The sequence below is a fragment of the Brevibacillus sp. FSL K6-6036 genome (assembly GCF_037964015.1).
In the GTDB taxonomy this organism is placed as follows: domain Bacteria; phylum Bacillota; class Bacilli; order Brevibacillales; family Brevibacillaceae; genus Brevibacillus; species Brevibacillus borstelensis.
In genome coordinates this window covers 4521207-4532500 of record NZ_CP150173.1, presented here as the reverse complement: position 1 = coordinate 4532500, position 11294 = coordinate 4521207, and the positions used below count along the sequence as shown (strand labels likewise).

At 51.3% G+C, this 11294-nt stretch carries 14 protein-coding genes and 1 riboswitch; of the genes, 8 read left to right on the top strand and 6 right to left on the bottom strand.

Annotated features, from left to right (window positions below):
• Nucleotides 1-178: 178 nt before the first annotated feature.
• The 8 genes from NST37_RS22310 to NST37_RS22275 all read left to right on the top strand — a co-directional run bounded on the left by NST37_RS22310 (nt 179) and on the right by NST37_RS22275 (nt 6884).
• A complete protein-coding gene (locus tag NST37_RS22310) occupies nt 179-1864 on the top strand; it encodes a tetratricopeptide repeat protein (protein WP_003392510.1) in 1686 nt (561 codons plus the stop codon).
• A gap of 59 nt (nt 1865-1923) precedes the next feature.
• On the top strand, nt 1924-2883 hold the full coding sequence (trxB, locus tag NST37_RS22305; RefSeq protein ID WP_003392512.1) for a thioredoxin-disulfide reductase: 960 nt from the start codon (nt 1924-1926) through the stop codon (nt 2881-2883).
• A gap of 253 nt (nt 2884-3136) precedes the next feature.
• Nucleotides 3137-4018: an RNase adapter RapZ gene (gene rapZ / locus NST37_RS22300; protein ID WP_003392515.1), complete on the top strand. Its 882-nt coding sequence runs from the start codon at nt 3137-3139 to the stop codon at nt 4016-4018.
• Nucleotides 4019-4102: 84 nt separating this feature from the next.
• Entirely contained in the window at nt 4103-5113 is a 1011-nt protein-coding gene (locus NST37_RS22295; protein ID WP_024985590.1) for a YvcK family protein, read from the top strand.
• Nucleotides 5114-5119: 6 nt separating this feature from the next.
• Entirely contained in the window at nt 5120-6070 is a 951-nt protein-coding gene (gene whiA / locus NST37_RS22290; RefSeq protein ID WP_003392518.1) for a DNA-binding protein WhiA, read from the top strand.
• Nucleotides 6071-6123: 53 nt separating this feature from the next.
• The gene (locus NST37_RS22285; protein ID WP_003392520.1) at nt 6124-6381 is read left to right on the top strand and encodes an HPr family phosphocarrier protein; all 258 of its coding nucleotides are present in this window, start codon (nt 6124-6126) and stop codon (nt 6379-6381) included.
• 129 nt (nt 6382-6510) lie between these two features.
• Complete coding sequence (locus NST37_RS22280; protein ID WP_003392522.1) at nt 6511-6684, top strand: hypothetical protein; 174 nt, start codon at nt 6511-6513, stop codon at nt 6682-6684.
• 20 nt (nt 6685-6704) lie between these two features.
• Nucleotides 6705-6884 (top strand): H-type small acid-soluble spore protein, encoded by a 180-nt coding sequence (locus tag NST37_RS22275; RefSeq protein WP_003392523.1) that lies wholly within the window; start codon nt 6705-6707, stop codon nt 6882-6884.
• A 62-nt stretch (nt 6885-6946) separates the two neighbouring features.
• Here the strand turns inward: NST37_RS22275 and NST37_RS22270 are convergent, their stop codons facing one another.
• The 6 genes from NST37_RS22270 to NST37_RS22245 form a co-directional block, all read right to left on the bottom strand.
• Entirely contained in the window at nt 6947-7432 is a 486-nt protein-coding gene (locus NST37_RS22270) for a QueT transporter family protein (protein WP_003392526.1), read from the bottom strand.
• Nucleotides 7433-7440: 8 nt separating this feature from the next.
• A riboswitch (PreQ1 riboswitch) is annotated at nt 7441-7485 on the bottom strand.
• 244 nt (nt 7486-7729) lie between these two features.
• Complete coding sequence (gene clpP / locus NST37_RS22265) at nt 7730-8326, bottom strand: ATP-dependent Clp endopeptidase proteolytic subunit ClpP (RefSeq protein ID WP_003392529.1); 597 nt, start codon at nt 8324-8326, stop codon at nt 7730-7732.
• Nucleotides 8327-8446: 120 nt separating this feature from the next.
• Complete coding sequence (locus NST37_RS22260; RefSeq protein WP_003392532.1) at nt 8447-9574, bottom strand: polymer-forming cytoskeletal protein; 1128 nt, start codon at nt 9572-9574, stop codon at nt 8447-8449.
• Nucleotide 9575: 1 nt separating this feature from the next.
• Complete coding sequence (locus tag NST37_RS22255) at nt 9576-10136, bottom strand: zf-HC2 domain-containing protein (RefSeq protein ID WP_003392535.1); 561 nt, start codon at nt 10134-10136, stop codon at nt 9576-9578.
• Nucleotides 10123-10728, bottom strand: coding sequence for a sigma-70 family RNA polymerase sigma factor (locus tag NST37_RS22250; protein ID WP_003392537.1), 606 nt, complete (start codon nt 10726-10728; stop codon nt 10123-10125). The genes NST37_RS22255 and NST37_RS22250 overlap by 14 nt, the downstream gene beginning before the upstream one ends.
• A 128-nt stretch (nt 10729-10856) precedes the next feature.
• Nucleotides 10857-11114 carry a hypothetical protein gene (locus NST37_RS22245; RefSeq protein WP_003392539.1) on the bottom strand — a complete coding sequence of 86 codons (258 nt, stop codon included), beginning with the start codon at nt 11112-11114 and terminating at the stop codon, nt 10857-10859.
• Between the last annotated feature and the right edge of the window lie 180 nt (nt 11115-11294).

Below are 11294 nucleotides of genomic sequence, written 5' to 3'. Positions count from 1 at the left end.
TGTTTCCTGCTTTTATCCCGAAATGAAACCGCTTATTTGAAAAAATGAGAGCGGATCTGCTCTAGCAAAACGAAGCAGATCCGGTGAAAGAAAACTTTAAAAGGGTGCATCAGCTTGTGGCGTAAGGGCGCTTCTGGTACGATACATGGAGGTACTGCCCTGTGATGCTGGAGGTTCTATGAAACAAAACAAGAGAATCGAGAAGTCGACAGTCGTTCATTTTCATCAAGACGCCCGCTTTTTTGTCGAGCGCGGCTTGCGTTTTTTAAATCGCTATGACTACGATAAAGCTATTCGCAGCTTCCGCCGTGCCATCGAGCTGGAGCCGAAAAATGCCGAATACCAATGCCATTTGGCGAGTGTTCTGGCCGAAGTCGGCAATTTTGAAGCGTCCAACGACATCTTGTATGATGTGCTGGAAAAGTGCGAACCGAAAATAGTAGAAGTCTATTTTTATATGGCGAACAATTACGCCAACCTGGAAGATTACGAGATGGCAGAAGAGATGGCGATCCGCTACTTGCAACAACAAAGCGATGGGGCGTACCGAGAGGATGCCGAAGAGCTGCTGGACTATATCTACTTTGAGCTGGACATGCCTCCTCGCCATTTTCTCACAGGTGAACGCGAGGACGTGTACAGCAAGCATGAACGGGCACGGCGCAGTTTAGAAGAAGGCCGTTTTTTAGAAGCATTGGACATTTTAAAAGAAATCGTCGAAGCGGACCCTTCCTTTATGCCGGCTTGGAACAACCTGTCGCTGGCCTACTACTATGTAGGGGATTTTCAACAGGCAATGGCAACGATTGAGGAGACGCTGGAGAGAGAGCATGGAAATTTGCATGCTCTCTGCAACCTGGCAGTGCTGTTGTCACACCACAATCGGGCCAAGGAGCTGGTGGCACTCATCAACATGCTGAAAAAAGTCGTCCCCTACCATCCGGAGCATGCGTATAAGCTGGCGACGACAATGGGCGTCCTTGGCCAACACGAGGAGGCCTATCGCCTCTACGCCAAGATGCTTAAATCGGGTCGAACTCATGAAGCATGCACGTACCACTACGCAGCGATATCCGCCTATATGAGTGGTCATAAGGAACAAGCCATCCGCTGGTGGCAAAAGGTAAAGCAGCTGGACCCGGAATCGGGGGTAGCCGAGCACTACATGGAGATGGTAAAAGAGGCGAAGGACGGGCAAACTAAGCAGGTCATCCCTTACCATTACTATCAGCCGCAGCAGGAAGTGTCCTGGGAGAAGGCACCGGCATCCGGTGTTGAAGAGCTGAAAAACGATCCGATGATTCGCGCTTCCTTGTTGTGGGCCCTGCAGCACGGGCGCGATGAAGTTAAGTTTGCGGTTCTGCAAACCCTTGCTTTGATCGGCGATGACGAAGCGGAAGCAGCGGTTCGCCAGTGTTACCACCAAACGGACGATCCGCAGCTGCAAAAGCTCGCCCTGCTTGCACTGGCAGACATGGGAGCAGAGATGCCGGAAGCAAGGCCCAAGCGAAAAGCAAAGACGAAAGCGGCAACTGAGCATAAATTAGAGTTTCCGGGGAGCGAAACGGACAGTCAAAAAACGGAAGGCGTAGAAGACTGCATCAACCGGTTTTTTTCCGGTAGCGGACAGGAGGACATGAAGAACTGGTGTCTATCTGTTTGGAAACGGTTCTCGCAGCTAGAGAAGCCGCCTGTACAAGTGCGCAAGATTGTAGCGTGGGTGGCTGCACTCGAATATCTATACGGTGCGGTAAAAAACCAGAAACATGCGCAATCACAGGCAAAGGTAGCAGAAAAATACGAGCTTTCCCCCTCAACTGTGGCAAAGTGCGTAAAAGCACTGCAAACCCTTGATTTGAAATAGATTCTCATTTTATAATAAGTATAAATAAGAAGTGATTGCAGATTGAGGAGGCAGTGGATATGAGCGACCAAAAAATATACGATGTGATCATCGCCGGTGCAGGCCCCGCGGGGATGACTGCCGCTGTATATACCTCCCGCGCAAACATGAGCACGCTCATGCTGGAACGCGGAATTCCAGGCGGCCAAATGGCCAATACGGAGGAGATTGAAAACTATCCGGGCTTCGGCTCCATTTTGGGACCGGACTTGTCCACAAAAATGTTCGAGCATGCTCAAAAGTTCGGCGCTGAGTATGCATATGGCGAAATCAAGGAAGTAAAAGACGAGGAGCCGTATAAACGAGTCATTACTTCCGACAAGGAGTACCTGGCCAAATCGGTGATCATTGCCACCGGTGCGGAGCATCGCCTGCTGGGCGTTCCGGGAGAAAAAGAACTCTCCGGCCGCGGCGTTTCCTATTGCGCAGTATGTGACGGAGCATTTTTCCGCGGCAAAGAGCTGGTCGTAGTCGGCGGCGGAGACTCTGCTGTCGAGGAAGCCGTATTCTTGACCCGCTTTGCATCCAAGGTGACGATCATTCACCGTCGCGATCAGTTCCGCGCCCAAAAAATCCTGCAAAAACGGGCATTTGACAATGAAAAGATCGAGGTCATCTGGGATACGGTGGTCAAGGAAATTCGCGGCGACGGAAAAGTCCAAAGCGTACTCCTGGAGAACCTGAAAACCGGCGAAGAGCGCGAGTTCCCGACAGATGGCGCATTCATCTACGTAGGGATGGACCCGCTGACGGAGAGCGTTCGCAATCTGGGAATTACCAATGAAGCCGGGTATGTGCTGACAGATGAACGCATGCACACCAAAGTGAAAGGTGTCTTTGCCGCCGGGGATGTGCGCGAGAAGATGCTGCGTCAAGTAGTGACAGCTACTGGTGACGGCTCGATCGCCGCCCAATCGGCCCAGCACTACGTCGAAGAGCTGAACGAACGTCTGGCTGAGCAAAATGTCACAATCTCTTAACCTGCTTGTAACATGAGTGAAATAATTGGGCGGTAAGATGAAGACAATGAATTGACCCCCTTATCTATACGAACCATTTTGCGTGGCTGCCATAGCCACGCCATTTTTTTTCTGCAAGGCATGCACGAACGGCCGGATATCAGCTTCCTGTCTCCACGGGAGCGTTACGAGTCCTAACGGGACGAGTCCTAAAGGGTGCGAAAATGCCAACCGTTATGGTATGCTAAAGTCAGAATCGTAGGAGGCGAGTGGAGTGACAGAAGTGGAAAATGAGAGAGCCGTTAATCTGTTGATCATTACAGGGATGTCTGGCGCGGGGAAAACCGTTGCCGTACAGAGCTTGGAAGATCTGGGGTTCTTTTGTGTCGATAACCTGCCGCCGGTTTTGATCCCCAAGTTTGCGGAGCTGATCAAGCAGTCGGGAGGCAATATTGAGCGTGTCGCCTTGGTAGTTGACCTGCGCGGCCGCGAATTTTTTGTAAACTTGTCGGGAGCCATCGACAGTCTAAATCAAATGGAGGGAATCTCTTTCCATATTCTCTATCTGGATGCAAATGATCAAACATTGGTTTCCAGGTACAAAGAGACGCGTCGACGCCATCCGCTTTCACCCAACGGTTCACCATTGGAAGGAATCCATGCCGAGCGTCGGCTGCTTCAGGAAATGAAGGGGCGAGCCCATCAGATTATTGATACCAGCCAAATGAAGCCGGCACAGTTGCGAGAAAAAATAATTAGCCAGTATACACAGCAAGGTTCTTCCTTGACGATTAACGTCCTGTCTTTCGGATTCAAATACGGCACTCCGATTGATGCCGATCTTATGTTTGACGTACGTTTCCTGCCCAATCCGCATTACGTGGAAGAATTGCGGCCCAAAACCGGGTGTGACCCGGAGGTGGCCGAGTACGTCATGAATCATAAGGAAACGAAAGAGTTTGTCGATAAACTGATTGACTTTTTGGCCTATACGATGCCCCATTACCAACGGGAAGGGAAAAGCCAGCTGGTGATCGGGATCGGCTGCACGGGAGGCAAGCATCGTTCGGTGGCGATCGCGGAGCATTTGGGCGAGGTTTTTGGAAAGGACTACGCGATTCGGGTCAGTCATCGTGACATGGAAAAAAGCAAGTAAGCATAGGATGGCAGGAAAGAAAGAAACGCCATCCGTACTTGAACAGGGCCTTTGTATGTGTATCAGCATATAATGAGGTGACATATGCCGACGAGGAGAATGGGATCGCAGCAGGGCAACCGGCTGCGGGTTGTCGTGATCGGCGGAGGAACGGGACTGTCCGTGTTATTAAGGGGGTTAAAGCACGCACCGGTTCACATTACCGCGATCGTAACCGTCGCTGACGACGGCGGAAGCTCCGGGAGGCTGCGGGAGGAGTTGGATATGCCCCCTCCCGGAGATATCCGTAACGTTTTGACGGCCCTGGCCGATACCGAACCGCTGATGGAAAAGGTCATGCAGTATCGTTTTTCCACAGGTACCGGATTAGCCGGGCATAATTTGGGAAATCTACTTCTGGCAGCGATGAACGAAATTACCGGAGATTTTGTCACAGCGGTTAAGAAGCTGAGCGATGTATTGGCTGTCCGGGGAGAGGTGCTTCCGGCATCGACACAGTCGCTTCGGCTCATGGCGGAAATGGAAGACGGTTCAATCATTGCGGGAGAATCGCAAATTCCATTGACCGGCAAGCAGATCAAGCGGGTCTTTCTGGACCCCGAGGATGCTGTGCCATTGAGTGAAGCGCTGCTGGCCATCGAAGAGGCAGATGCGATCTTGATCGGCCCTGGAAGCCTGTATACGAGCATTTTGCCGAATCTATTGGTGAGAGGCTTGTTCGCCGCTGTAAAGAATTCGACAGCTCCGAAAATGTATATTTGCAATGTCATGACTCAGCCGGGCGAAACAGACGGGTTTTCCGCATCCAAACATGTCGAAGTGCTGTACGATCATGTAGGCGGACCGTTTTTGGATACAGTGATAGTGAACTCTGCTGCCATTCCCGATAAAACCTTGGAAAAATATGCGGAGAAGGGAGCAGCCCCTGTTGCTTGTGATGTAAAGCGCTTACGCCAGTTGGGACTGCATATCGTAGCCAAACCGCTGGTGGCGTTTGAAGAGGGGTATCTGCGTCATGATGCGACCGCCGTCAGCAAGCAGGTCGTCTCGCTGATCAAGCGGAGGCGCCGGACGCAGAAGATTGAGAAGGAGTGAAGGACGATGTCATCATTCGCCGCACAGACGAAAAAGGAACTGACGATGCTGGAGGGACCTGATTGTTGCAGCCGAGCAGAGCTGGCGGCGCTGATTCGGATGAACGGCAGCCTGCAATTCGGTGCAGGGCGTCTGGTACTGGATGTGACCACGGAAAATGCGGCGATTGCCAGACGGATATACACGTTGACGAAAAAAATCTTCAATATTCATGCCGAACTGCTTGTGCGCAAGAAAATGCGGCTGAAAAAGAACAACGTATACATCGTAAGAATCCCCAACAGAGCCAATGATATACTGCAAGAGCTGAGAATTATGGACGAGAGCCTTTCCTTCGTGCGCGGGATATCGCAGGACATTGTGAAGAAGTCTTGCTGCCGCGCTGCGTATTTGCGAGGGGCGTTTTTGGCGGGCGGGTCGGTAAACCACCCGGAGGCATCCAGCTACCATCTGGAGATCTTTACTTCGTACCAGGATTTTTGCGAGGCTTTGACCAAAATGGCCAATCGCTACAAGCTGAACGCGAAGTGCATTGAACGAAAAAAAGGCTACGTCCTCTACATCAAAGAAGGGGAGAAGATCACGGAGTTTCTCAGCCTGATCGGTGCGCATCAGGCACTGTTCTACTTCGAGGACGTGCGGATCGTCAAAGATATGCGCAACTCTGTAAACCGTCTGCACAATTGTGAAATCGCCAACATCAACAAGACGGTAAATGCAGCGGCCAGGCAGATGGAGAACATCCAGCTGATCCAGGAGGAAATGGGCCTGGAAAATCTGCCGAAGCGTTTGCGCGAGGTGGCAGAGCTTCGGTTGATTCATCCGGACATCAACCTGAAAGAGCTGGGAGAAATGATTCCCAGCGGAGTAGTCAGCAAGTCGGGGATCAATCACCGGCTACGAAAAATTAACGAAATCGCTGACAAATTACGAGAAAAACGAAATATTTCCGTGTAGAGACATGGTATACTAGACGGTAATAAGAGATACTGAGCGAGGAGGTTCCACCCATGGTTCAACAGCAGGTTGTGGTCAAGCTGAAAACCGGTTTGCAGGCCCGCCCTGCGGCATTTTTCGTGCAGGAGGCCAACCGGTTTGCATCAGAAGTATTTGTGGAAAAAGAAAACAAGAAGGTAAACGCGAAGAGCATCATGGGGATAATGAGCCTCGCTATCAGTTCGGGTACGGAGATCACGATATCAGCGGAGGGCCCTGATGCGTCTCAAGCGGTTACCAGCCTGACCAATCTGGTAAGCAAGGAAGAATAGCAAAAGAACAAGAGGGAAAGACACTTTCTACGGGAAGGTGTCTTTTTTTGTCCGGATCAGCTGCATGTTTCGACAACAAACAGGGCATTGCTAACTTATATAAAAATGGCTGACAAGGGGGGAGTTTAAGTGAGCACCGAACGCGATACATATACCGAGGGTCGAGACGATTACGACATGGATATTGACCGGATGGTAAACGAGGGGCTTGGCGGAGGACAGGTCACCGATCAGAATGGCCTGATCGAAGAGACCACGACCGAAACCATGACAGGAGCCAGCACAGCTCGCGATGATCGATAAACGGTAAAGGAGCGAAGAGCATGGATGTAAATCGCGCACAGGAAATTATCCGTTCCGAGAGCAAGATCGAGGTACAGTATCAAGGACAATCGGTATGGATCGACGGAGTTGACGAGAAAACGGCGCAGGCCCGCGTCCATACAGAGGGCAACCCGGCGGACAGCAAAACGGTGGACGTCGGTCAATTGGTAGAGAAATAGGCGGACAAGGCAAAAAACCGAGCAGCGCCGGAGAATCTCCTGGCAATTGCTCGGTTTCTTTTTCAAATCCGCTGTTCGAGGTTCAACCGTTTGTTCAGAACATACATGATCGGAGCTCCGACCAGCATGACGACAAATTCGCCAAGCGCAGTGGTGAGCCATGTAAAGTAGAAGGGCAGACCGAACGCCAGGTTCAGTTCAATCGCGATCAGAAACATCGTAATCGTAAAAACAATGGTATTGAATATCATGCGAGCCCAGACGCCTTTGATGAAGCGCATGGAAACAATCGTGACAAGCAGCGCCAGCACAGACTGACCCACTCCAAATACCAGGTCATAGGCGACCATGGGCGAGAAAAACAGATTCGTAAAAAAGACGCCGAGGACAATTCCGTACATGTACTTTTTGTTGAAAACGACGAGATGATTAAACATTTCTGAAACGCGGAATTGTACATTGGTAAAACCAAATGGCTGAATAAGCATCGAGACGGCAATGTACAAAGCCGCCAGGATACCGTTTGCGACAAGCGTTTTTACTTTCATATTCAATTAGCTCCTTAGTTTTTTATCGTGGGATGGTTTCGAACCACGTGGGTATAAAGACACCCAAGTTACTATACTAGCGCTTTACCCCGAGCCCAGTCAACCGTGAAATCTGCCCAGGGTGCAGCGGGTAAATCGCAGCCATAAAAAAAGCCGGAGACAAAAAAAGAAACCGAGGCCAAAAGAGAACCCCGGTAAAAAGACCCCTGGCATAGAGAACTCTGGTATAGAGAACCCCCGGTTAAAAAAGAACCCCGCCATCTCTGGCAGGGTCCTACGTAAATCAGCCGAAGCCGGTTATTTTTTTGCGGATGCCTCTGTCGAAATGACCTTGTCAATCAGGCCGTATTCCATCGCATCCTGGGCAGAAAGGAAATTATCGCGATCCGTATCCTTCTGGATGCGCTCCAGAGGTTGGCCAGTGCGCTCGGACAGGATTTGGTTCAGGTGCTCGCGCATTCTGATAATCCGTTTTGCCGCGATCTCGATGTCGCTGGCTTGACCTTGAGCCCCGCCGAGCGGTTGGTGAATCATGACCTCGCTGTTCGGCAAGGCGTAGCGCTTGCCTTTTGTACCAGCGGCCAGCAAGAAGGCGCCCATGGATGCGGCCATCCCGATGCAAATCGTCGATACATCCGGCTTGATAAATTGCATGGTATCGTAAATTGCCATACCGGCGGTGATGGAACCGCCCGGGCTGTTGATGTACAGGGAAATGTCTTTATCCGGGTCTTCCGCTTGCAGGAACAGCATTTGCGCTACGACAATATTAGCTACCGTATCGTTGATAGGAGTACCGAGAAAGATAATGCGATCCTTCAGAAGACGGGAATAAATATCGTAAGCACGCTCTCCGCGGTTGGTCTGTTCAATGACTGTTGGAATCAAATTCATGTGCATTCAGTCTTCCTCCTCTCTTTGTAAGAATATCATACACAAAAGGTCAATAAAGGTCAAACAGATAACTGCACGCCTCTTTCACCATAATTTCCAAAAAACGTGCGGCTAAACATGTCAGGCGAGGAAAGTTTTATTGGCCTGGGCGACAGAGCCGACCAATGCCCCGAAAAACGCGATCCAGACAGGCAGTGCAAACAGCCAGCCTACCAGCGGAATGATCAGCAGGCACTGCAGAGCGACGACACCAAGCAGCTCGGCCAAGAGCGGAGAAACCTTCCACGAAAAGCGCTCGGCTACTCGGATGCCGATCCATGAGCCGACGAATACTTTTGCCGACCAGGACAGGATCAGGAACGTCAGCAGCAGCGCAAGCGAGACAGGGATTCCTATGACCGTGATCAAAAGCAATAGCGACAAAAACGGCATACCCAGGACGAGGCACGCTCCCCAAACAAAGGTGGAGCCTTTTCGTTGATCCAATTGCCGGTAAACACGTGTCAATCCGGCCGGGAACAGGAAGCGGATGGCAAGCCAGAGCAACAGCGTACTCAAAAGGGAGGAAAGCCCGAGCAGAATCGGGAAATAGGAGAATCCTTCATCCGGTTCCTCTACCGGAGCAGGGGAGAAGCGTTCCTCTCCTTTGAGCGTCGCACCTTGGCTGATGACAGCCCGTTGGGGACTGGTATAGACCAAGTCACCGCCGATCACGGCCGGCCCGTCGATATGAATCGTACGACTGTACAGCATGGAGATACCCTCTCCGATGCTCCCCGTAATCCTGACGTTTTCCATGCGGCCGTTTGCTTCCCGCGCGATTTTGCCGTTCAAATCAACACTTGTCGCAAGCGTAAGCAGGTTTTTGCCGATACTGCCGTTCCGGTCAAGAACCAGGGTATGCGACAGATTGGTAACGCTTCCAGCCACCTTCCCGTTTAGGAGCAGCGTGTCTGTCATTGAACGGATGTCGCCGTCGATTTCGCCGGTGACAAGTGTTACGGCTGCAAACGTAAGGAGATCCCCTGTAATTCGTCCATTGACTTGGACATTTTCGCCAAATGCGTACACATCGCCGTCGACAACGCCATCGATGATGATTTTGGTGGCACTGACAGCCAGATCGCCGCGGTGAGCGGTATCAGGGGGCAGGTAGTACCGATCAGAGATGACCCCGCTAAACGCATAAGCGGTAGAGGCCACAATCAGCAAACTTACAAAAAGAATCAGACTAAGCAGCTTTTTCAATTCAATCCACCTCCCGCTTGGACAGTCGCGAATGGGGGAGAGGCGAAAAACGGATATTCAGGATAAGCAGCAGCCCGACCAGTACGAAAAACGGCAAGGGAAGCGCCATGACATACGATGCGGGAGCATGAAAAAATTCGCGGGCGTTGTCGTTGAGCCATAGGGCCGAACTCCAGAAAAGATGGCTTTTCCATGAGGTCCATGCCGGCGCAACCCACTCAAGCCAGATTCGCTGCCAAAACACGAGGTAACAAACAGCGACGGCCAGAATGCTGCCGCCAAGCAGGAGCATGCGCCACAGAAAGCGGCGGCGAGTTCGCTTGTGCAGCATGGCGATTCCATGAATCTGTGCAGAGGTCATGTCGTAGAGCTGGAAAGACATAGGGGGGAGGTCGTCGGAGAAAAAGCGGTCGGCCACGAATTGCCTCTCCGCGACCAGCTGCTCAAGCGAGCTGCCGCAGTGGTGACAACTGTCAACGTGTTTTTGGACGGCTTCTGCTTCTTCGCTAGAGAGTTCACCGTCACTGTACATCATCAAGGTAAGCTCATCAATATGCGGCATCGGACATTCTCCTTTCCTCCCTGTATTTATCCAACTGCTCTTTCAATTGTTTGCGGGCCCGGAACAAGCGGGTCCCGACCGTATTTTTACTCATGCCGACGATGCTTCCTATCTCATCGTAACTCATTTCCTGCACAAATCGGAGAGTCAAAATCAGACGATCCGTTTCGGGCAAGCAATCCAGCAAGGCCGTCAATTCAGAATAGCTTTCTTTTTCCAGCAGAAACAGTTCCGGACTTTTTACGGGACCGGAGGGACGCTTGTGAACATGCTGATGCAGCTGCTCATCCTCAAGCGCAATTTCCCGTCTCTTTCGCAAAAAATCGATGCAGGCATTGGAGGCGATGCGATACAGCCAGGAATGAAAGGGCAGGGTGGGGTCGTATTTGTGTAAATTTTGCGCTACTTTTAACCAAATTTCGTTGTGCAGGTCCTCGGCATCATGATAACTGGAGACCAGTCTTCTGATGATGCTCATGACACGGGGGGTAAATAAATTGACGAGTGCGGGAAAGGCCCGTGACTGTCCTTTGAGAAACTGCTGCACGAGCCGGACCGCTTCTGCATTGGCCCGAGCCAACTCTTGTTCCATGGTTGTATCCCCTCCTCCCCATACTAAATACGAAGACCGGCAGGAAAAATTTCACTGCCGCCCCCCTATTTATTTGCGGTTTAATTATCCACAAGTTGTGGAAAAGCGGGGGAGGTGAGCGAAGCGGATCACCCGTTTTCTTTCGCTGCGGCTTTATCCCCATCTGCTTCCGCCTGTGTATCTTCGTCCTCCTGCAGCTCCACAGCCAGCCGCAACGCTGCTCTCATCTTTCTTCCTTTGATGATCGTGTACTCGTCCACTTGCAGGGATTGCAGGCGGTTGATCGCTTCCGCCAGGGCCTGTTGGTCGTCGTAAGGCTGGATGGTCAGCAGGCATTCTTCATCGCTCGCTTCCTGATATATGAGGTAAAACCGGTCGGCTGACATGCAAAATCCTCCTCATCCACATTATCCACAGATTTATCAACAGGTTGTGCACAAAAACATTTGTTCGCGGTATAGATCAAAGGTTATCCACTGTGAGCGGATGCTCCTGATAGTTTTGGCATGTTTTTGCTGATGTCCGTTAGGTAAATCATGCCAAGGGTTGACGTTTGGCAGGTAAGC